This is a genomic window from Mucilaginibacter sp. (genome assembly GCF_965277465.1).
Taxonomy (GTDB): Bacteria; Bacteroidota; Bacteroidia; order Sphingobacteriales; family Sphingobacteriaceae; genus Mucilaginibacter.
The window spans coordinates 1301081-1323425 of record NZ_CBDICW010000002.1; the positions used below are offsets into that span (position 1 = coordinate 1301081).

General features: G+C 40.1%; 16 protein-coding genes. 11 read left to right on the forward strand and 5 right to left on the reverse strand.

The features are described from left to right. Positions 1–386: 386 nt before the first annotated feature. Both ACQY4U_RS18130 and ACQY4U_RS18135 read right to left on the reverse strand, forming a co-directional pair. On the reverse strand, positions 387–761 hold the full coding sequence (locus ACQY4U_RS18130; protein WP_428330866.1) for a DUF779 domain-containing protein: 375 nt from the start codon (positions 759–761) through the stop codon (positions 387–389). Between the two features lie 87 nt (positions 762–848). Beyond that, on the reverse strand, positions 849–2351 hold the full coding sequence (locus ACQY4U_RS18135; RefSeq protein WP_428330867.1) for an aldehyde dehydrogenase family protein: 1503 nt from the start codon (positions 2349–2351) through the stop codon (positions 849–851). A 154-nt stretch (positions 2352–2505) separates the two neighbouring features. Between ACQY4U_RS18135 and ACQY4U_RS18140 the strand changes: the two genes are divergently transcribed. Next, positions 2506–3432 (forward strand): AraC family transcriptional regulator, encoded by a 927-nt coding sequence (locus ACQY4U_RS18140; RefSeq protein WP_428330868.1) that lies wholly within the window; start codon positions 2506–2508, stop codon positions 3430–3432. A 271-nt stretch (positions 3433–3703) separates the two neighbouring features. Continuing rightward, positions 3704–6295, forward strand: coding sequence for a BamA/TamA family outer membrane protein (locus tag ACQY4U_RS18145; protein WP_428330869.1), 2592 nt, complete (start codon positions 3704–3706; stop codon positions 6293–6295). 26 nt (positions 6296–6321) lie between these two features. On the opposite strand, the gene ACQY4U_RS18150 is transcribed toward ACQY4U_RS18145, so the two are convergent. Continuing rightward, complete coding sequence (locus ACQY4U_RS18150; RefSeq protein ID WP_428330870.1) at positions 6322–8691, reverse strand: GAF domain-containing protein; 2370 nt, start codon at positions 8689–8691, stop codon at positions 6322–6324. 142 nt (positions 8692–8833) lie between these two features. Beyond that, positions 8834–9445 (reverse strand): phosphatase PAP2 family protein, encoded by a 612-nt coding sequence (locus ACQY4U_RS18155; protein ID WP_428330871.1) that lies wholly within the window; start codon positions 9443–9445, stop codon positions 8834–8836. Between the two features lie 125 nt (positions 9446–9570). Between ACQY4U_RS18155 and ACQY4U_RS18160 the strand changes: the two genes are divergently transcribed. The 4 genes from ACQY4U_RS18160 to ACQY4U_RS18175 all read left to right on the forward strand — a co-directional run bounded on the left by ACQY4U_RS18160 (position 9571) and on the right by ACQY4U_RS18175 (position 14373). Beyond that, the gene (locus ACQY4U_RS18160; protein ID WP_428330872.1) at positions 9571–10857 is read left to right on the forward strand and encodes a Pycsar system effector family protein; all 1287 of its coding nucleotides are present in this window, start codon (positions 9571–9573) and stop codon (positions 10855–10857) included. Positions 10858–10860: 3 nt separating this feature from the next. Further along, a complete protein-coding gene (gene ppk1 / locus ACQY4U_RS18165) occupies positions 10861–12903 on the forward strand; it encodes a polyphosphate kinase 1 (protein WP_428330873.1) in 2043 nt (680 codons plus the stop codon). Positions 12904–13058: 155 nt separating this feature from the next. Further along, positions 13059–13610, forward strand: coding sequence for an RNA polymerase sigma factor (locus ACQY4U_RS18170; protein ID WP_428330874.1), 552 nt, complete (start codon positions 13059–13061; stop codon positions 13608–13610). Positions 13611–13614: 4 nt separating this feature from the next. Next, entirely contained in the window at positions 13615–14373 is a 759-nt protein-coding gene (locus ACQY4U_RS18175; protein ID WP_428330875.1) for a tetratricopeptide repeat protein, read from the forward strand. Between the two features lie 10 nt (positions 14374–14383). On the opposite strand, the gene ACQY4U_RS18180 is transcribed toward ACQY4U_RS18175, so the two are convergent. Continuing rightward, positions 14384–17653, reverse strand: coding sequence for a CHAT domain-containing protein (locus ACQY4U_RS18180; RefSeq protein ID WP_428330876.1), 3270 nt, complete (start codon positions 17651–17653; stop codon positions 14384–14386). Positions 17654–17956: 303 nt separating this feature from the next. Here ACQY4U_RS18180 and ACQY4U_RS18185 point away from each other — a divergent pair, with 303 nt between their 5' ends. From ACQY4U_RS18185 to ACQY4U_RS18205, 5 genes are all read left to right on the forward strand, one after another. Beyond that, positions 17957–18133 (forward strand): hypothetical protein, encoded by a 177-nt coding sequence (locus ACQY4U_RS18185; RefSeq protein ID WP_428330877.1) that lies wholly within the window; start codon positions 17957–17959, stop codon positions 18131–18133. A 289-nt stretch (positions 18134–18422) separates the two neighbouring features. After that, positions 18423–19478 (forward strand): AAA family ATPase, encoded by a 1056-nt coding sequence (locus ACQY4U_RS18190; protein WP_428330878.1) that lies wholly within the window; start codon positions 18423–18425, stop codon positions 19476–19478. 17 nt (positions 19479–19495) lie between these two features. Beyond that, positions 19496–20377, forward strand: coding sequence for a DUF58 domain-containing protein (locus ACQY4U_RS18195; RefSeq protein ID WP_428330879.1), 882 nt, complete (start codon positions 19496–19498; stop codon positions 20375–20377). Beyond that, a complete protein-coding gene (locus ACQY4U_RS18200) occupies positions 20377–21354 on the forward strand; it encodes a BatD family protein (RefSeq protein ID WP_428330880.1) in 978 nt (325 codons plus the stop codon). Before ACQY4U_RS18195 ends, ACQY4U_RS18200 begins: the two co-directional genes overlap by 1 nt. Then, positions 21311–22345, forward strand: a complete 1035-nt coding sequence (locus ACQY4U_RS18205; protein ID WP_428330881.1) for a vWA domain-containing protein — start codon at positions 21311–21313, stop codon at positions 22343–22345. The genes ACQY4U_RS18200 and ACQY4U_RS18205 overlap by 44 nt, the downstream gene beginning before the upstream one ends.

The window sequence follows — 22345 nt, forward strand, 5'->3', positions numbered from 1 at the left end:
AAAACATGTTGTTTAAACCTTGACCTATCCTTTAACAGGGAAGGAATCGCAAAGGGGCCAACGCTTTTTTTAAAATACACCTAAGAGAACTCAAATCAAAAAGCGGGCAAAGGCCTGTCAGAAAAGCGGGCCTGGGAGTATGGCCTCCGGGGGGGAAGCTTTTTTCTGACTTGATCTTTGGTTAATTCCATCTAAGGGAAAGTGACTAAGACTCAGCGGCTATGAGCGGCACTGTGATTCCATTTACTACAAAGTACCTTTATTAAGCATAAAACCCCTACCTGCCCTTCCCCAGGGAAGGAATCGCACAGGGCCAATGCTTTTAAAAGCCTTATATGAATTTCCTTCAAAGAAAGGAAACGCAGAAATTCGGTTTGATCAGTAAATTAATCCTCAAAAAAAGAGACAGGTTCCAGTTCCTTTAATTCATCATCAGTAAATAACCGGGAGTGAATCATAAAACGGAATCCGGTTGGGATCTCAATAGAAAAACTCGACCCACGTCCTTTAGTTATCGTAACGGTAAGTTGCGTATGCTGCCAGTATTCAAACTGATCCTTACTCATCCAAAATTCGCAGTTATCAATTTCGCCTAATTTAATATCGCTGCCGCCCAGCTTAAATTCGCCTTTTTCAAAACACATGGGCGATGAGCCATCACAACAGCCACCACTTTGGTGAAACATCAGCGGGCCAAAACGGTCTTTTAATTCCTGAATTAAGCCCGATGCTTCGGGCGTTACCAATACTCTTTTTACCATTTTGCTGTTTTACTAAATGTAAAAGCACATACGCAAGGTAGCTATATACCTTTACGCATGTGCTTAATAAAATCAATTAATCAGTTACTAAAAAAAGCCCAGTTTATTTTTGTTGTATGAAATTAGCATGTTTTTGGTTTGGCGGTAGTAGCCCAGCATCATTTTATGATTTTCGCGGCCAAAACCCGATTTTTTGTAGCCGCCAAACGGTGCGTGTGCAGGGTAGGCATGGTAGTTATTTACCCAAACGCGGCCTGCTAATATAGCACGGGGTACCTGGTAAATTTCATGGGCATCACGTGTCCAAACTCCGGCACCCAGGCCATAAAGGGTATCGTTGGCAATTTCAATGGCTTCTTCGGTAGTTTTAAAAGTGGTAACGCATGCTACGGGGCCAAATATCTCTTCCTGAAAAATGCGCATTTTATTATGCCCTTTAAATAAGGTGGGCTGGATATAATATCCACCGGCTAATTCGCCGTCTAACTTTTTAATTTCGCCGCCGCATAATACTTCGGCACCTTCTTCTTTACCAATTTTAAGGTACGACTGGATCTTTTCGTACTGATCATTTGAGGCCTGCGCACCCATCATGGTAGTACCATCCAAAGGGCTACCCATTACTATGGCATTTGTGCGCTCAATAACACGGGCAATAAATTTATCATAAATGTTTTCGTGTACCAGGATACGCGATGGGCAGGTACATACTTCGCCCTGGTTCAGGGCAAACATTACGGCACCTTCAACTGCCTTATCAAAAAATTCATCGTCGGCATCGCCAACAGATTCAAGAAATATATTTGGCGATTTACCGCCTAACTCCATCGTAACCGGGATCAGATTTTCGGATGCATATTGCATAATCAAGCGCCCGGTAGTGGTTTCGCCTGTGAATGATACCTTGGCAATGCGTGGCGATGAGGCCAGCGGTTTACCAGCTTCGGGGCCAAAACCCGTAACAATATTTAATACACCCGGAGGCAAAATATCACCTATCAGCTCCATCAAAACCATAATAGAAGTTGGGGTTTGTTCTGCTGGTTTTACCACGCAGCAATTACCTGCTGCAAGGGCAGGGGCAATTTTCCAGGTCGCCATTAACAGCGGAAAGTTCCAGGGGATGATCTGACCTACAACGCCCAAAGGCTCATGCAGGCAAATGCTTACGGTAAATTCATCATGCTCTGATATGCCGCCTTCTTCGGCGCGGATAACACCTGCAAAATAACGGAAATGATCTATAACCAAAGGCAGATCTGCTGCGCGGCATTCGCGGATGGCTTTGCCGTTGTCAATACATTCTACTACTGCAAGATATTCAAGGTTGGCTTCAATAACATCAGCAATTTTATTTAAGATACCTGCCCTGTAAGCAGCTGATGATTTACCCCACGTAGCATAAGCCTTATGTGCGGCATCTAAAGCTAATTCAATATCTTCCTTGCCTGAGCGGGCTGCTTTTGTAAAGACTTTACCATCAATAGGAGAAATGTTATCAAAATATTCGCCTTTAACGGGTGCAACAAATTTGCCGCCAATAAAATTGTCGTACTTCTCCTTAAAGGAGGGTTTTGAAATAATACTCATGTTTTTTAGTTTTAATTGGTACAACTAAGTTAGGGTAATGGTTAGCTGCGCAGTTGCACAATGGTGTCAAATAATAGCACTATCGTGTCATTTTATATAAGTAGTTGTAAATGCTGTTAACTATATCTAAATTGTACCTAATTAGGCAGCAGCCATGACCAATAAAAACCTGGTTTCCCCATTAAGCTTATCAAGCGGGAAAGAAATTAAAACACTGGTAGAGCACCGAAAGGCTTATACCCTAAACCACTGTGAGCTTAATATTTTTGAAACCTACCAGCGTAGTGAACTTGTACCCTTAACCTTTAGCGACCTGGTTATTACCAGTATGCTGCGGGGCAAAAAAGTTATGCACCTTTTTGATCAGCCGGGGTTTGATTATTTGCCCGGTGAAACCGTTATTGTGCCGCCAAATATTACCATGACCATCGATTTCCCGGAAGCATCTGCCAGCCAGCCATCGCAGTGTACTGCATTGGCTATTAACCACCTGGAGATTATGAACACGCTGGATTTTTTGAACGAGAATTACCCCCGGGAAGATAACCGCATCTGGAAGCTGAACTATAACCAGTTTCACTTTTTTAATAATTATGAGCTGGCCCAGCTTATTAATAAGCTGATCCGCATTAGTACAGGGGATGCTTTAACCAAAGATGTGCTGGCAAACCTAACGCTAAAAGAACTACTGATCCGCATAATGCAGATGCAGAATTTGCACGATGTAAGTGATCACATGCACGAGCTATCAAGCGGTAGCCGGTTTGCTTTTGTGTTAGAATATATAAAAGTGCACCTTACAGATAAGCTGAATATTGATTCGCTTAGCCAAATGGCATTTATGAGTAAGGCCAGTTTTTTCAGGGCCTTTAAATATGAATTAGGGATCTCTCCGGTCGACTATATTATCAGGGAGAGGGTGCAATTAGCTAAACAGCTGATGAATAATCCTTACAACAGTATATCCGAAGCTTGTTTTAAGGCTGGCTTTAATAACCTCAATTACTTTAGCAGGGCATTTAAAAAAACCGAAGGCATTACTCCGAGCCTTTATCGTATGCGGTTAAAAACTAACCTTTAATCAGGTCAATTGAACCAAATCTTTTATTCCGGCTTTTTATATTCAAATAGCATTAGCTGTTTAGCTGAATACGTTATTCTGTCAATATTGCTGAAAAGGATTGGCCATACCCGCCACGCCTATATTATTAGCTGTATTGAAGATAAAGCATAACACAATATTTAAGTTGCTATTATATATAAGTTACGCTTTTTGCCTATTTTGTGATGCTTAAATTATCTGGTTGATTTTTAGTATCTCAACCATTTAAAACGTATATATATTAGCCTCTATGAGTGTATTTACCAGGTATTTAAATATTTTAAAGGTAACAATAATAGTTTTTTTAAGCTTTATTGCTGGCAGTAGTTTTGCCCAAACATTGTTGCAGCAGGATAGTATTAAGATAGCAATTGAACCTGAATATAATAAAGTTGGCAGTACACACCGGTTTTTATTCGGCGAAAATTACAGAAACTTATGGTCGGCTCCGGTTAAAATGAAGATATTTTATTTAAATACGGAAAAGGGAGGCCTTAAAATATTACAGCGTGGCGGTGGTATGCAAACCAAATCGCTCCGGTTGGAAGACCCTAACGGTAAGGAGTGGGTATTAAGAACCATTCAGAAATATCCCGAAAAAGTATTGCCACCTGGCCTGCGTGAAAGTATTGCAAAAGATATTATTCAGGATCAGATTTCGGCCGAGCATCCGTTTGCTGCCCTAACTGTGCCGCCATTAGCTGAAGCTTTAGATATTGCACATGCGCACCCGCAGGTAGTTTATGTACCAGATGACCCTGCCCTGGGCGAATACAGGAAGGATTTTGCCAACCAGGTTTTTTTATTGGAAGAGCGAGAACCCTTAGATGTTGATAAGACAGATAATGTAACTAAGGTTCAAGGTAAAATACAGGATGATAACGATAACCGGGTTGATGAAAAAAAGGTTTTAAGGGCCCGTTTGCTGGATATGCTTTTAGGCGACTGGGACAGGCATGAAGACCAATGGCGCTTTGAGCGTATAAAAGACAGTATTGGAACTTTATATGAACCCGTTCCGCGCGATCGTGACCAGGTTTATAATAATGGTTATGGTGTTTTCCCGTGGTTAGTTTCAAGGCACTTACTGATGGCTAAGTTTCAAAACTATGGCGATCATATCCGGTCTATAAAACGGTGGAACCTTAATGCCCGTTATTTTGACCGCTATTTTTTAAACGGACTAAATGAGCAGGACTGGAAAACCGAAATAACTTACGTACAAAGCAAACTGACGGATAAGGTTATTACTGATGCCATTAAATTAATGCCCGATACCATTTATAAGCTCAGCGGTGCGGAGATCATTCACAAGCTTATTTCCCGCCGAAACGTGCTGATGGAACAGGCTATGAAGTATTATCGTTTTATATCAAGCACGGTTGAGATCCCTGCATCTGATAAGCGCGAAAAATTCAATATAATAAATGAGCAGGATGGCAGTGTAACGGTAACCGTTAAAAAGTTAAAGAAGGATGAATCGGTTGGCCGCACCATTTATCAGCGCACGTTTGATCCGGCTGTAACTGATGAGATTAGGCTTTACGGCATGGGCGGTAAAGACTTGTTTGCTGTATCAGGAAAAAATTCGTCGCCAATTACTATACGGATGATAGGCGGCGATGATAAAGATACTTTTTTGATCGACAGCACCATTCAGGGTAAAGGTAATAGGTATGTTTATGACCGGTCTGACGAGAAAAATAACTTCCCCAAGGCATCGCAGGTGCACTTAAGGCTGGGTACTGATACCAGTGTAAACGCTTATCATAAGTTTAGCTTTAAGTATGATTTTTTACAACCCTTACTTTTGGCAAGCTATAACAAGGATTATGGTGTACAATTTATCGGCGATTTTATTTATCAGAAACAGGGTTTCAGAAAAGACCCTTATGCTTTCAGGCAAAGCCTGATGGTTAATTATGGCTTTGGGGCACATTCACTGTTGTTGAATTATAATGGCGATTTTGTAAAAGCCGTAGGTAATAATGATTTAGTAGTTGATGTTTTATCAAAGGGGCCAAACTATCAAAGCTATTTTTTTGGTATAGGTAATGAAACCCAGTATGTTGACAGGGGCGATAAGGAAAGACAATATTACCGTAATGTTTACAACTATCTTAATATTGATGTTAGGCTCAGGCACCGTTACAACAAATGGACTGCAAGCGCAGGCATTATAGCCCAGTATTATAATGGTGATAAGGATGGTAACCACGGCAGGTTTTTGAATGATTATAACCAGTTGTATCCTGATAAAAATGTGTTTGGCTCTCAGGGTAATGCAGGTTTAATTGCCGGGCTTATTTTAGATACCCGCGACAAGAGTATTATACCACATAACGGTGTTTTGTGGAACACTACACTTTCGGGTTTAAAGGGCCTTAATTCCAGTTCAAACAGTTACGGACACTTAACCACTCAATTTAGTTTTTATTTAAATCCCGATAAGGATTCAGTATTTGTAATTGCCAACCGTGTGGGTGGTGGTACAACTTTTGGTAATGCTGCATTTTACCAGCAATTACAGTTGGGTGGCAATGAAAGCCTAAGGGGATATTACATAGGCCGTTTTACAGGTAAAAGTATGGCCTATGATAATTTTGAGGTACGCCTTAAATTATTGGACGTAGCATCGTACCTGTTACCGGGTACATTAGGGGTTGTTGGTTTTAATGATATTGGGCGCGTTTGGACACCCGGCGAATCATCAAACCAATGGCACGATGGTTATGGCGGTGGCATTTATTACTTACCCGGCCAGTTATTTTTGGTACAGGCAGTTGTTGGTTTTTCAAAAGAAGGCGCGTACCCTTATATCTCTGCCGGTTTCAGGTTTTAATTTGTTTTATATCAGAAGTTAATAGATCAGTCTATTAATTCCTGGTATAAGGTTTCATAGGCAAAAAGCTGGTCTATAGGTTGTTTTTGGTTATGTAATACACTAACCCTTAACGCCTTTAAGCCCGATACTCCCTGCAAATCTTCCACATCAAATTTTTCAATTTCGGCGCCAAGTATTCCTTTTGCCTGCAGCAGGTTAATATAGTTCAGGTAGTTTTCTTCTTCCTCCATCGTTGATAAAATGATGGTGATCTTATTTTGCTGGGTTATCCGCTCTTTGGTGCCTTTTATAAAAGCTTTATCAATGCGTTTTTTAATAACCTCGTAGCGTATGTTATAAGCCCCATCAATATCAAAATGCTTTTCATCCATCCTGAACCGGATAGATATTACATTACTGAAAACTAAAACCAGTGAAGTAACCCCTAATGGATAAGGCAATGTTTGTTTAAGATGATATTGTTCAATGCCCATTTCGCAAAGTACCAGTAGCTGCCAAAACTGCAAATGGTGCAGGTGTGTTGCCTCAAAAGGCTGATCGGGGTTTATGGATGAGCCTGCATAAAGACTATGCTCAACACCATCCGTTTTAAATCTTTCAAAATAATGCGGATAATGGGCCTGCGCTTCGGTTTGCCTGTTATCTAATATGGCTATCAGCCTTTCGTTGATAAGAGATAGCGTAGTTTCGTAATTGCGCCGGTTAATATAAAAATCGCCGGTCAGCTTGTCCGTTTCCCTGAAATAAGCTTTAACCTTTTCGGCAATTGCCGGATCAAAATTTTCAGATTGGTTAAGCAAGGGATAAATATTGGTTTCCAGGTAATGCTGAATGTGTTGTTCCGTATCGGCTTTTACACCATTTTCCAAATCATCTACAAAGCTTTTAACATCAGCAGCTATCTGTTCGGCAATAATAATATAACTTCCCTGGTAAAGCTGATTCAGTAATAAAATAAGTTGCTCTAATTGTTTGCTCAGGTCGTTTTTAACACTCAGGTTACGGGTTATTGACGAGTCTTTTATGTCGATCTGTCCGTATAAAGGGTATACATCATTAAACACAATTTCTTTTAAATGATAAGTTTTACCGGCATTTTTGTTGCGGATATATTTTAACGCTTCGTTTCTGAATTTCCAGTTAACGCTGGGGTGCAGCGCAGTGTAGTTTTTTTGAATTACAGCCTGAATCCTGTTTTGCAGATCATTTATATTGCGACTTATGGTATCCACAATAAAAGGCATTACAATATCAAGCTTTTGGGTGTTAACGCTGTTAAGCTCTCTTTTTCTTTGCGAAACCAATTCTAAAATACCAAGCAGTTTATCATCCTTAACAATAGGGGCAAGGATAAAACTTTTAATGCCCTGGGCCGAAAAGTGTTTGGCCACATAACTATCAGGATTTAGGGCGGCAAATTCTGATACATCAGAAACAGAGAGTGGCTGATGTTTTTTAACTAAATTTTTGTACGAGCCGCTTTTTAATATGTTTTTGCAATCGGTTTCGGCTTGCTCCTGTAACAGAAAGCTTTGTACTTTTTTGCCGAAAGATGTATTGGTAAACCTGTCGTTTTCCTTGTCAAAGGCGGTAAACCCAATCTTAAGATCTGGTATCTTATATATTGATCTGAAAATTGACTCAAGGTTCTGCTGTAAATCAGGTTCGTTGGCATTGCCTAACAAGCTGCCTTTTAATGATGATACCGCGTTTTCGGTAGTAGCATCAAATAAGGTCATTATACCAAAGCCTTTTAATATCCAGCTGTTTGGCGGAAATTTAGCCTTCCAAAGGTCAAGATCATCGAAATTATCCATCAACAGGTTTATATCGGCCTGGTTTAGCTCAACTGATTTTTCGGTAGGGATGATCTCTAAAAAATCGGCATTGTACAAAATCCGGTAGTGCCGTGCTATGCCATCCGCAGTTGGTATATCATAAAACAGGGGCTTGCCAAAATCAAGGTGTGTGCCGTAATAGGAGTTGAGGATAATGCAGCTGGTCATGATATAAAACTGGTGTTCATCAAAATCGCGGATATTGAATGCGAAAGACGTACCTGCTGCATTTAAAATATTCAAAAACCGCTCAGTATAATTAAAAGTTAAGCCTAAAAATGGGATGCTTACCGCTTTTATCTCGTTTAAACTAAGTGCCGGGGGAAAAAGGTCTGCTAATAATTCTGAAATTATCGCACTTTTATTATCTATAAGTGCGGTATCAGTTATGCCGTCCCTCAGTTCGGGGTAAGGCTCAATTTTGGCTAATAATAGTTTAGCGCGTTCAGCATCAGGACCTTTTGCTTCGGCGGCAATTTTTTCAAACCTTTCAATAACCTTATGAAAGGAAAGCTTGATGATAAAGGGGTTATCAGAAAATTGCGGAAGCATCATTGCGGGGTAATATTTATTTTGAACAAATTTATTAAAAATATAAAGTGGAGATAATTACACACCAAATAGTTACACTCAGATAGTTGTTTTTTTACTTTGCTTACACTATTAAGTATAGCAAACTAAAAAGGAGCAATTTAGTTTATCTTTTTAAAAACATAAGCGATGTTGCAGTGCCTGCACCCAGTACAATGCCGGCTGCCACATCGGTAGGGTAATGAACGCCTAAGTACATGCGCGAATAACTAACCGTACCTGCCCATAAAAAGGCAGGGGTTATGATATACCATTTGGGGTAGGCCATTGATAATGCGGTTGCCGTGGCAAAGGTTGATGCTGCATGCCCCGAAGGGAATGAGGTGCTGCCCGCCCTGTAAACCGGCACTATATTTATATTTTGAATAAATGGCCGCCGGCGCTTTACAACGTGTTTAATAAGTGTCATTAACCCGTAGGATATGGCCGTGCTGCTTGCCACAAATAATGAGTTTTGCCGCAAGGCCTCGTTATGATAGGCTATACCGCCAACAAGCATTGCTGCAGGGATTCCAATATCGCCATATCTGTATGTGTTTGACATGAAGAGCAAAAAACCTGTTTTTTCGGGTGTGCGGGTGTTTTGAATATCAATCATTATACGATCATCAAACTGTTGTATGGGCGATTGTGCATACAGCTTACCCGGCAAAAAACAAGAGATCAGTACGGAAATGAATATTACAAAAAAAAGACGTTTATTTAGTATTCTATGCATGCAATGCTTTTAAATGGCAAAAAAATGAAGTTTGATTCCTTACTTTTACATTAAACAACAAGGTACAAACTTTAAAGCATTCATAACAAAAACCATTAGTTATACCCAACAAACAACCTCTGAATATGAATTACCAGCATTTACTTGAATATGCGCAGGATTATGTTTTAACTTATTATAAAACGCACGATACCACCAGCCTGCTTTATCATAATCAGCAGCATACAGAGGAGGTTGTTGAAGCTGCCATAAAAATTGCCAACCATTATCAGTTAAACGACCACGACTTTTTTATTGTGATGGCATCTGCATGGTTTCATGACCTTGGTTATATGGAAGATATAAATAACCACGAGGAGCACAGCGTTAAAATAGCCCTTGCCTTTTTTGAGCAGCATAAACTGCATAAGGATGACGAAGATTTAATTAAAGGCTGCATCATGGCCACAAAAATGCCGCAGGCGCCAAATACATTGCTCGAAGAAATTTTGTGCGATGCAGATCTGTTCCATTTAGGGCTGAATGATTTTTTTAAAAAAGATAAGCTTTTATTTAAGGAGATCAATATTCTGCATCATGCTGATATGAGCAAACTGGAATGGCGCGAAAAAAGCGTTAAGTTTTTAGAAGCACATACCTACCATACCGATTACTGCAGGCTTTTATTAAATGGCGATAAACAGAAAAATATTGAAGAGCTAAAAAATAAAGTAGAAAAAGAGGAGAAGGAAGAAGAAAAAGAGAACGACAAAGCTGCCAGGAAAGAAGAAAAAAAACATGCTGAAATGGTTGCCATAAGCGAAGGTATCCCGCTTGAAGTAACAGCGGAGCCGGAGCAAAAAAAGAAAAAGAAAAAAGATAAAGAGGAAAAGCCTGAAAAGGGAATTGAAACCATGTTCAGGATCAGCTCAAGCAATCACCAGCGACTGAGCGACATGGCCGATAAAAAAGCACATATCATGATCACGGTTAACTCCATCATCATGTCGGCCATTATAAGTTTGGTATTGCGCCGGTTAAATGAATATGGGTACCTCATCATCCCATCGTTTATATTGCTTACGGTTAGCCTGCTGGCCATGACTTTCTCCATCTTATCAACCCGCCCTTCCATCCCCAATGGTACCTTTACTCCCGAAGATCTTGAGGATAAAAAGGTTAACCTGTTGTTTTTCGGTAACTTTTATAAAATGAAATTAGAGGAGTTTAACAACGGCATGCAGATGATGATGGAGGATAAAGACTTTTTGTATGGCAGCCTGATCAAAGATCTGTACGCGCAGGGAGTTGTCCTTGGCAAAAAATATCATTTACTCCGCATAGCTTATAACATATTTATGTTTGGATTAATTGTGGCTGTAATAGCTTTTATCATCGCATCTGCATTTTTTAGCCACAATCCATCAGTATAATAAATGGAACACCGTTTTTATAACCGTGATTTAAGCTGGCTATCTTTTAACCAGCGTGTAATGGAAGAGGCTGGCAATAACAAGGTGCCATTGCTGGAGCGAATTAGGTTTTTGAGCATTTTTTCGTCAAACCTGGATGAATTTTACCGGGTACGTATGCCTGTGCTGCATGCCCTTAAAAAGATAGGCGAAAAGGATGATACCCCTATTAATGCCGATGAACAAGCAGGGATACTTAAACAGGCCATAGCTATGGTTAATGCCCAGCAAAACAGGTTTGGTCAAATATTAAAAGAACAGCTTATCCCTTTATTAAAGGCTGCTAAGGTTAATCTTTTATACAATGATCCTTTTCCCGCTGAGGTTGCCGGGGCCGCTACCGAATATTTTTTTGCGGAAGTACTGGCATTTTTGCAACCCGTCGAAATAAATGATACCAAATCGTTTTTCCCGGGGAATAACTGTCTGTATTTTGTTGTTCATTTGTTGGATGGCGTTGGTAAAGAAAAATTAGTACTGCTCAACATCCCGTCAGATGAGTTGCCGCGATTTTTTACAGTTAAAAGTGATGGTAAAACCTATATTGCTTTTTTAGATGATATTATCAGGTACAACCTTGATAAGGTATTTAAAAATGAGCAGATACAAGGTTGCTACAGTATCAAAATAACCCGCGATGCAGAACTCGACTTACAGGATGAATACCCCGGCGATCTTTCTGTAGAGATTGAAAAGCAGCTTAAAAAAAGAGATTTTGGTTTGGCTACCCGCTTTTTGCACCAGGCAGGTATTCCGCTGCGAATCCTTCAGTCGGTAATCCAGCAATTTGATCTTCAAAACTCAAACATAACCGAAGGCGGGCAATACCATAACCTTAAAGATTTTTATTCGCTGCCGGTAAACATACCGGGTACTTTGTTTGATAGCTGGCCAGCTATTAGCCCGGCAGAAATAGAGGCCGCGCCTGATCTGTTATCACTTATCGTAAAAAAAGACCTGCTCATCAGCACTCCCTATCAAAGTTATCACCCGGTTTTGAGGTTTTTTAATGAGGCGGCAATTAATCCCGATGTTCAGGAAATTTATGTTACCCTTTACCGTGTTGCCAGCAACTCAAGGATAGTTAATGCTTTAATAAGTGCCGCTAAAAATGGTAAAACGGTGAAGGTAATGGTTGAACTAAAGGCCCGCTTTGACGAAGCCAACAACCTTAAGTGGGCAAAAAAAATGAAGGATGCCGGTGTTAGGATCATTTATAGCATAACATCGCTTAAGGTACATGCCAAGGTTGCCCTGGTAAAAACCAAAAAGGATAACCGCATGGTTTATACAGGTTTATTAGCTACGGGTAATTTTAATGAGTCGACCGCTAAGTTTTATACTGATCATATCCTGTTTACCGCCAACCCCAACTTGTTGCGCGAAATGGAGCTGCTGTTTATATTTTTAAGCAAACGTGAAAAGCCATCGCTGGAAAAACAAGTAAAATTTAATCATTTGCTGGTAGCCCAGTTTAACCTGCAAAGTAAGTTTATTGAGCTGATTGACCTTGAAATTGAATTTGCAAAACAAGGATTGCCTGCCAGTATCACCCTAAAAATGAATAACCTGGAGGAGCAGGTGCTGATCAGTAAATTATACGAAGCATCGCAGGCTGGGGTTAGTATATCGCTGATAGTCCGCAGTGTTTGCTGTTTAATCCCCGGCATTAAAGGCATGAGCGAAAATATTATAGTAAGGCGTATTGTTGACCGTTACCTGGAACATGGCAGGGTATTTATTTTTAATAATAACGGCAATACCGAAGTTTTTTTAGGCTCGGCCGATTGGATGAACCGCAATATTTATCATAGGATAGAGGTTTGTTTCCCGGTTTATGACCAGGATATAAAAGCAAGCCTGCTTAAAATAATAGCGCTGCAATTAAGCGATAATGTACAGGCGGTGATGCTTGATAAAAATATACAAAATATCCCGGTGCATGCTGATATTCCCCCAATACAGGCACAACAAGAAATATACAGGCTGCTTTTAAATAAAGCATAGTACACTGTAAGTCTTTACATTATGTCGTCAGTAAGCTTTTTTATTCTTATTGACGACATCTTTCCTCCATTTGCTATTACTATAAAAACTTGCAGATTTTAAATACATCGATTTGAAAAATTATTAGATTGCGGGTAGAAGTTACTATACCCCCAATGCACTTAGATCTGTATCAAATGTTGTTGAATAATGATGAGGCTGCTTATAGCATGATCTATAAGGCGCACTATGCCATTATTAAACAATACATTTTAAAAAACAATGGTTCAGAAGATGATGTGAAGGATCTTTTTCAGGAAGGAATTATCGCGCTTTGGGATAATATCCAATCTGAAAAATATGCACATACTAATGATAGTATGTTGCACGGCTATTTCCGTACTATTTGCAAATACAAATGGATGGAAATAATCAGAAACAGAAGTAAAACGGTGATTATTCAGGCAGATGAGAATTTAGACCTGCAAAGTGATGAGCTGGTATTGAACAGCATGATTAAAAGAGAAGAGATACAGGCCTTTACCGATGTGTTTGCTGGTTTGAGCGACAAATGCCGCCAAATATTGTCATTATTTTATTATGATAAAAAAACAATGAAACAGATTAGTGTAATTACTGGTTATGAAATAAGTTCAATGCGTAACGAAAAATATAAATGCATTGAAAAGCTAAGGCAGCTTTACTTTAACAAGCAGCCAAAAAAGTAACAAAATGGATAATGAATATACCGTTCAGGATATTATAAACTTTATTAATGGTAAAATGGATAGTACCGCCGCCGCTGATTTTAGTGCCGCTGTTAAGCAAAATACAAAACTTGCCAGTGAAGTTACTGAACAAAAGCAATTAGCACGCCTGGTGCAAATAGCTGCTATTAAAGGTAAGCTTGATGTTATACAACAACCCTTTGTTTCGAGCGAAGCAGATGTAGTTGAGTTTAAACCAAAGGCTAAGCAACCGCTTGTTTGGTTGTTTTTAGCTGTAGCTGCTACTATTGCCGGTATGGCGTTTTTTTTATTTTTTTACAATAGCAGCCAAGACACAAGCCAAAAAATCTTTGCTCAATACTTTCAGGACGATAACGGTTTACCATCATTAATGGGGGCAAATGCTACAGCAATGGATGAGGCTATGGTTTACTATAAAGCCGGCGATCATCAAACAGCGACTGCAAAATTTGATGCCCTGCTCGCTTCCGATCCAAAAAATGATACGGTAAGGTATTACGATGCCCTATGCAAGGTTCGCCTTAAAAATGAAAACGATGCTATAAAATTGCTGTCATCCATAAATTCACAAAATAAGGATGGCCTGCTTTATACAAAAGTAAGGTGGTATACCGCTTTAGTGCTTATTCACCAGGAAAAAATACCCGCCGCTGTGGTTATATTAAAGCAAATTGCAGCTGCTGATGCCCCCGACTATAAGCAGCAGGCAGCAGATATATTGGCAAAATTGAAGTACGACTAAACCGATCTGTTTATCTCTTCCACTTTTTAAAGCCTACGGCGCCAATTGTTAAAACGCCAATTGCCCCAAATATCAGGCTATAAGTAGCAGGTGTGTTATTCTGTTCAAGGTGTATTTTTTCGTTGTTGCCAAGCAGTACCAGGCCACTCCAGTAAAAAGGATCAGATAGTTCAGCATCGGCTTTTTTCAGGAAATCCTTTTTAGCATTATATAAAGCGTCTGCTGTGGTTTGTCCTTCGCCTAAATGTTTATAAAACAATTCAGTTATGGTTGATGCTGTTTTTTCATCTATGGGCCATAAACTCATAATAGCACTTTTGCAGCCCGCGTAAGCAAAGCCGTACGATAATGACATCATCCCTTCACCTTCTTTATACTTGCCTGCACCTGTTTCGCAAGCGGTAAGGATCACCAGGTCCGCATTCAGCTTCTGGTTATAGATCTCTGACGAATACAGATACCCGTCATTGGCCTTATTATCGGTTGATAATTCCTTCGCAAATACCAGGCATGATTTCATCGGGTCAATATCATTTAACAAAGCATGCGATCCTATCTGTAAAATATTGTTACCGGGTGCTTTTTGTTTAAAGTCTGATTCTGTAGCATCATTGCCTACCTTTTTAGTAACGTTCCATGAGCTTGATAATGCATTACCCAATTTAATCATAAAAGGCTGGTAAAGGTATAACAGGTAATCCTTGTCGACAGGTAATTGGTTATCAGCCGCAAACTGTTTGTAATCACTTTTTAAATGATCATCAAAACCCGGAGCAGCATAATAGGCTTTTTTATTAGTTTGGGATAAATGCTCTTTATCAAAAGGGTTAAGTAATGAAAACGCAGAAATGGCATAGCTGAAATTGTACTTGTTGATCAAAAAATCAGCTTTATTAAATTGATTATTGGGGGCGGCAGGCTTGGTAACCAAAGCCTCAAAACTTAAGGCAGACAGGGGGCCATCGGCACTGATAATGATCTTGTTGCCGGGTTTAACATACTGCTCAAGTGGTTTTACAAGCTCCTTGTATACGTTATAAGCTTTTTTGTAATAAGTTTTGGCATCGTAATTTTTAAGTAAAAGGCTTAAATCGCCAATCTGTGCCAACACTTCATCTTTTTTTTCGAGTTTTATAATGGATGCATGTTGCTTACCGATCAGCATTATATAGACCTGTTTTTTGCTGATCAGGTATTCGGCAAATACGGTATTCGTATCAGGCAGCCATTGTTGTACGTCGCGTTCATTTAAAACGTAGGGTAAATATTTTAAACGGTAATAATTGTTATAGTGACTGGACAGATAGCTTAAAAACTGTTCGTAAACTTTATTGATACTGTCTTTTTTGCTAACCGCCACACTTCTGTCTGCCGCGGCGGTAACTTCATTGCGTATAGCTGTTTCTCTTTGAATAACCGCAGCTGGCACCCCCGAAAACTGTACCGTTTTGGAGCTTAAAACAGTACTCCGTAAAAATGCGCCGCGTTTATTTTCGGCATAATTTAAAATACTGTTGCGGTACTTTTCATCGCCGGTAAGTTCAAAAAGCTCGTACGATATATCGGCTGATATTTTATAGTAATCATACATCCGCTGGTATAAACCCGCCACGCTCTCCGGCGAATCAAAATGTGTGGCATAAGCCTGTATAAACTTATTCGTAGCATTACATAAACGGTAAGCTTCCTTTAAGTACTGCGTTTTTTGCTTCCTGTCTGTTGTGTTTTCAGCGCGGTTAAAAAAAATATCAACCCTGCTGGTCATATAATCTGGTATGTAAATATCAAAGGGGATAGCTGCCGTATGGTCAATAGCACTGGTATCTGTTGCCATATTGGGTATAAACATGCCCAGCGCTTTATTGCTGTATTGTATGGCCTTATCGTATTGCCTCAATAAACCATACGAATCGGCTTCGGCATCATAACCCCAGGCTACGTAACTGTGTTTAGGCCCATATTTTTTCAGGTACATCTCTTCAACAGCAATTTGCAGGGGCAGGGCCAATTTTGGCTTATCCATATTGTTATAGGTACGGGCCATGTCATCCATACAAAAGGCTATGGCAATGTTGTCTTTTGTGTAGATATTTTTTTCAAGCGCCAATACTTTGCCATAGTAATATAGAACAGAATCATAGCGCTCCTGGTACGAGTACAGGTTGGCCATGTTTGAATAGAAGTTGATAAACTCCTCGCTGTTTTTACCGAAGATGCTGCCGTTAAGCTTTATATTCCTTAAAAAGTAATACTTGGCCTTGCCATAATCGTGGGTGTTGGTAAAAAGCCGGCCATAGCAATTATTCACCAGGCTTGATTGTAAACTTTTTGCCGGGAATGTAATGCGAGCCTGGTGGTCCATACTATCGGTAAAAGCAAGGGCATTTTTAAAGTCGGTATTATAAAAATAGGCCTGCTGCATATCATGGTCGGCATTAAAAAGCAGGATGGGGTTATTGCTTGCCAGGGCAAAGCTCCTTTCTTTTTTTGCATACTTTATGGATGCTGCGTAATCCATGTTATTGATGCTAACTCCTGCTAACGCATGGTTAACCAGGATATGCAGGTAACTGTTGTTAGGGAACGAGCGGTCAATTTGAACAGCATATTTATTAATCATTGATAAAGCAGTATCCGCATTGCCGTTTTTATTAACAAACAGCACCCGGTTTAACAGCGCCAGGTTATAGTAAAAAACAGGATAGCCCTTACTGCCTGCTAAGTCCTTAATGCTTTGCTGACTTAAAGAGTCGGCAGTATTGGTTTGCTGCAAATGCTCAAAGTACGGCAGCTGGCCTAAATCAAGCCTCGCCCTTAAAAAAGTATTTTTAGCCTTACCCGTCCCGATTATTTTACGGGCCTTATTAAAGTTGTAAGCGGCAGAATCAGTTGCTAAGCCGGCAATATATAATTCGCCCTTTAACGTATAAAAAGTAGCATAAAGTGAATCGTTTTGAGCTTTGTTAATCAAAGGCCCGGCTTTTTTTAAATATTTAAAAGATATGGTGTATGCCGATTGATTTTTTTTAATAGCGGCCATCCATAATAAAGCCTCTGCCTGGTGTTTTATATCATTTTTATCCCTGTAAAATTGCAGCGCATTGGCAGCTATATCAAAAGCCTTGTTGAAATTACCATAAGTATAATAAGCATTTTCAATAGCAGGGATAGTAGCAGTTACAACGTGCTTATTTTTTTGGGCAGGCTTTGAACAGCCGGTCAGGAATATTAAAAAGAGCAGCAATGCAAATACATTATTTAAGCCATAAGGAATTTTCATTTCATTAACTGCATTACCTCAAAGCTAATCTAACTAAATCTTTTTATTTGTTGGATAGCATCCTTACAACTACAGGGAGTTAAATATCTATTAACCAAAAAATTAATTCTTTTTTTTGACGACATATTTTGCCCCCTTGCTATTTGTTTAAAAAACCTTAATTGGTTTTCAATAGGTTTTTTTAATTCACATTCATAGATCACTGCTCTTCAAACTCTTCAATTGTTCTTTATAGATCAGTTATTATTAGGGCAAAAGCACCCGTGAAGAGGGGGCTTTTATAATTTTTCAGTAAAAATTAAGATGGTGTTAAATTCAAAATTCAGGTACTTGTATATTTTTATAGGCCTTGCAGGGCTTGGGTTAATGGTTTATATTGTAGTTGATTCCTATCCTTTTGTAAACCCCGGATATATTTTATTAACCGCCACCATTGATATGGTGTTTTTTTTCCTGGCCTATAAAACCTATCCCGAATAATCTGTAATTATTTTACTTTAAGGCTTTTAAGCGTTACCCCAAAATATGATGATGCCTAATGGTATTTAATTGGCACGGCTCCCAGCTGTTACGCCTGCTTGTTTTCTGAGCAGCTACCATGTTCAGGATATTGATTTGTTTCATTTTGTAGTTGATGTGCCCTTTTATTTAGGGCTGGTATGGTGTTTATTGTTAATTTTAACAAAATTTAACATTTATACTTCACTTTTTCTTGGCAAAAAAATGATCATCTTTTTAAGTTTGCCTACCGAAAAATAAAAATGCTTTAATGGAAGAATTAAATAGTAATACCGGGCAGCTTTCGTCTGATGCTGTAACAGGTAGTTCATCGTATTCAACAGATATAAGGGCGCTTAATGAGATGATCCAAAGGGAAAGCGCCTTTATTGATCTTCTTAAAATGGAGATGGATAAAGTAATTGTCGGTCAAAAATATATGGTCGACCGCTTGCTGATCGGTTTATTGGCCGATGGGCACATCCTGTTAGAAGGTGTACCCGGGCTGGCTAAAACTTTAGCTATCAATACCCTGTCAAAAGCTATCCAGGCCGATTTTAGCCGTATCCAGTTTACGCCCGATCTGTTACCCGCCGATTTGCTGGGTACCATGATCTATAATCAGAAAAAAGAAGAGTTTATTGTACGTAAGGGCCCTTTGTTCAGCAATTTTATATTGGCCGATGAGATAAACCGTGCACCCGCAAAAGTGCAAAGTGCTTTATTGGAGGCCATGCAGGAAAGACAGGTAACCATTGGCGATACCACCTATCCACTGCCTACGCCGTTTTTGGTATTGGCAACGCAAAACCCTATTGAGCAGGAGGGAACCTATCCTTTACCTGAAGCGCAGGTTGACCGATTTATGCTGAAGGTTGTTATTGGCTATCCAAACAAGGAAGACGAAAAAAGGATTGTACGCGCCAATATTGCACCGCAGGGCATGTTAAAGCCCAATGCAATAATTAAGCCCGAAGATATTATCAGGGCGCGTAAAGTGGTTAGGGAAGTTTACATGGACGAAAAAATAGAGCAATACATTATTGATATTGTTTTTGCTACCCGTTACCCTGAACAATATAAGCTATCTAACTATAAAAACCTGATCACTTACGGGGCTTCGCCAAGGGCAAGTATAAATTTGGCGCTGGCATCAAAGGCGTATGCCTTTATTAAGCGCAGGGGCTATGTAATTCCGGAAGATGTAAGGGCTGTTTGCCATGATGTTTTAAGGCATCGTATCGGCTTGAGCTATGAGGCAGAGGCCGAGAATATGACATCCGAAGATATTATAACAGGCATCCTGAACGCAGTAGAAGTACCTTAACAAACACTGCTATAATTATGGCAAGGGACACCAAAGAACTGCTAAAAAAAGTACGGAAGATTGAGATAAAAACCCGCGGGCTAAGTAACCACGTGTTTTCGGGCGAATACCATTCTGCCTTTAAGGGGCGTGGCATGGCCTTTAGTGAGGTGCGCGAATACCAGGTTGGCGACGAGATCAGAACCATTGACTGGAACGTTACGGCACGTTTTAATCACCCGTATGTAAAGGTGTTTGACGAGGAGCGCGAGCTTACCGTAATGGTGCTGATGGATGTGAGCGGATCTGAAAACTTTGGTACCCTAAACCAGCAAAAGCAGGATTTAGCTACCGAGCTGTGTGCTGTATTAGCATTTTCGGCCATACAGAACAATGATAAGGTGGGGGTGATATTTTTTAGCGATAAAATTGAAAAGTTTATCCCGCCAAAAAAAGGACGAAGCCATATTTTAATGATCATCAGGGAGCTGATTGATTTTAAACCCGAAAATAAAGGCACTGATGTTGCCGGGGCATTGAAATACTTTACCAGTGCCATCAAAAAGAAATGTACCGCCTTTATCATCTCGGATTTTATGAGCGCAACATTTGAAAATCAACTTAAAATAGCCAATAAAAAGCATGATATTATTGCTTTAAGGCTTTATGATAAACACGAAGAGGAGTTTCCTGACCTGGGTTTAATCCCTGTTAAGGACGAAGAAACCGGGCAGTTAGTTTGGGTAAACACCAGCGATAAAGAGGTGAGGAAAGCCTTTAAGGTAGATGCCTTGAGGCGGAATGCGCAGCTGCTGGATGTTTTTAAAAAATCGGGCGTGGATGCAACGGATATAGGTACGCATGAATCGTATGTAAAACCTTTAATGACTTTGTTTAAAAGGCGGGAAAGAAGAAGGTAATGAACAAGCAGTTTTTTTATAATATACTTTTTATAATATCCCTTTTATCAGGCTACAGCATCAGCACATCAGCACAAAGTGTGCAGGTTGAAGCTAAGGTAGACCAGGGGACTATCCGCATTGGCGATCAAACCAAGCTGCGGTTAATTGTGCATCAACCGGCAAAAGAGCATATCAATTTTCCTGTTTTAACCGATACCCTAACCGGGAAGGTACAGGTAATTGGCAGCGTTAAGGCAGATACGGTGGTTGATCAGAAAGATCATAACCAGCTAACCGTTATACAAAGTTATACCATTACCTGTTTTGATGCCGGTACTTATACCATCCCGGCATATTCGTTTGGATCGGCCACCGGTGCAGTCAAAAGCAACGAGGTAACATTGCAGGTGCAAACCGTACAGGTTGATACCACCAAATCTATTTATGATATAAAACAGCCAATGGCGGTTTCCTACACCTTTTTTGATTGGTTAAGGGACAATTGGCTTTGGGTAGCTTTGCCGCTGCTTATTGTATTATTGATAATTGGCACAATTTGGTATCTGCGCAAACGTCCGAAAAAAGAAAAGGTGGTTGAAGAAATAAAACCAGCTGTTCCGGCGCACGTAATAGCATTGGGTAAGCTGCAGCAGCTTCGGGATAAGAAGCTATGGCAGCAGGATAGCGTAAAAGAATACCACAGCGAGCTAAGCGATATTATCCGTGAATACCTGGAGAACCGCTATGCCATAAAAACGCACGAAAAAACTACCGAAGAGATTTTTGCCGGCTTAAAATACATTGATCTTGCTGAACCCAACAGGAACAAATTAAGGCAAATACTACTCCTGGCAGACCTGGTAAAATTTGCAAAAGCAAAACCATTGCCTGCTGATAACGAAGAAAGTATGGAGAATGCCATTAGCCTGGTTACCCAAACCCAATTGGTTATTGAAAAGCCACGCACAGAAGGAGGTGCAAATACCCATGTTTAAAGGTATTGAATTTGCACATCCCGGTTTCTTTTGGCTGTTTATCCTCATCCCGGTAATGGTGGCCTATTATATATGGCGCGAGCGAAAGCTTTACGGCTATTTAAGCGTATCGGCGGTTAAAGGATTCAGTCTGCCTAAAAAAAGCCTGATCCCTATGTTCAGGCACTCGGGTATTGTGTTGCGGTGTTTGGCTTTGTCGGCACTGATAGTTGCATTGGCCCGTCCGCAATCATCGTTGAGCTGGCAAAATACCACTACTGAGGGAATAGATATTATCATCGCATCAGATATTTCGGGCAGTATGCTTGCCGAGGATTTTCATCCCAATCGCTTGGAGGCCGGTAAAAATATCGCCATTGATTTTATCAAGAACCGCCCTGACGACCGTATTGGCCTGGTGATATTCAGCGGTGAAAGCTTTACCCAATGCCCGCTTACTATAGATCATGACGTACTGATCAATCTGTACAAAGACATCAAGAACGGCATGATTGACGATGGTACAGCCATCGGCATGGGCTTAGCCACAGCAGTAAACAGGCTGAAAGATAGCGAGGCCAAAAGTAAGGTGGTGATATTGCTGACAGATGGTTCAAACAATATGGGTTCTATCCCGCCAATAACAGCGGCAGAGATTGCCAAACAATTTAATGTGAGGGTTTACACCGTGGGTATAGGTACCAAAGGTTTTGCACCTTATCCGGTTCAAACGCCTTTCGGTATTCAGTACCAGCGTATGCCAGTTGATGTTGACGAGGGCACACTTACAAAAATTGCCAATATAACCGGCGGTAAATATTTCAGGGCTACTGATAATGAAACCCTGAAAGATATTTATGAGCGGATTGATAAGCTTGAAAAAGCAAAAATTGATGTTACCCAGTATCATAAAAAAACAGAGGTGTTTTTGCCATTTGCACTGATAGCCCTCCTGTTTTTGTTGCTGGAGTTTGTATTAAGGAATACGGTATTTAAAGGAGCTTTAACTTAA

What these genes read in the sequence shown, in the direction of transcription:
- ACQY4U_RS18130 (WP_428330866.1), bottom strand. Translation starts at nt 761, where the DNA reads ATGGTAAAAAGAGTATTGGTAACGCCCGAAGCATCGGGCTTAATTCAG.
- ACQY4U_RS18135 (WP_428330867.1), bottom strand. Translation starts at nt 2,351, where the DNA reads ATGAGTATTATTTCAAAACCCTCCTTTAAGGAGAAGTACGACAATTTT.
- ACQY4U_RS18140 (WP_428330868.1), top strand. Translation starts at nt 2,506, where the DNA reads ATGACCAATAAAAACCTGGTTTCCCCATTAAGCTTATCAAGCGGGAAA.
- ACQY4U_RS18145 (WP_428330869.1), top strand. Translation starts at nt 3,704, where the DNA reads ATGAGTGTATTTACCAGGTATTTAAATATTTTAAAGGTAACAATAATA.
- ACQY4U_RS18150 (WP_428330870.1), bottom strand. Translation starts at nt 8,691, where the DNA reads ATGATGCTTCCGCAATTTTCTGATAACCCCTTTATCATCAAGCTTTCC.
- ACQY4U_RS18155 (WP_428330871.1), bottom strand. Translation starts at nt 9,445, where the DNA reads ATGCATAGAATACTAAATAAACGTCTTTTTTTTGTAATATTCATTTCC.
- ACQY4U_RS18160 (WP_428330872.1), top strand. Translation starts at nt 9,571, where the DNA reads ATGAATTACCAGCATTTACTTGAATATGCGCAGGATTATGTTTTAACT.
- ppk1 (WP_428330873.1), top strand. Translation starts at nt 10,861, where the DNA reads ATGGAACACCGTTTTTATAACCGTGATTTAAGCTGGCTATCTTTTAAC.
- ACQY4U_RS18170 (WP_428330874.1), top strand. Translation starts at nt 13,059, where the DNA reads ATGCACTTAGATCTGTATCAAATGTTGTTGAATAATGATGAGGCTGCT.
- ACQY4U_RS18175 (WP_428330875.1), top strand. Translation starts at nt 13,615, where the DNA reads ATGGATAATGAATATACCGTTCAGGATATTATAAACTTTATTAATGGT.
- ACQY4U_RS18180 (WP_428330876.1), bottom strand. Translation starts at nt 17,653, where the DNA reads ATGAAAATTCCTTATGGCTTAAATAATGTATTTGCATTGCTGCTCTTT.
- ACQY4U_RS18185 (WP_428330877.1), top strand. Translation starts at nt 17,957, where the DNA reads ATGGTGTTAAATTCAAAATTCAGGTACTTGTATATTTTTATAGGCCTT.
- ACQY4U_RS18190 (WP_428330878.1), top strand. Translation starts at nt 18,423, where the DNA reads ATGGAAGAATTAAATAGTAATACCGGGCAGCTTTCGTCTGATGCTGTA.
- ACQY4U_RS18195 (WP_428330879.1), top strand. Translation starts at nt 19,496, where the DNA reads ATGGCAAGGGACACCAAAGAACTGCTAAAAAAAGTACGGAAGATTGAG.
- ACQY4U_RS18200 (WP_428330880.1), top strand. Translation starts at nt 20,377, where the DNA reads ATGAACAAGCAGTTTTTTTATAATATACTTTTTATAATATCCCTTTTA.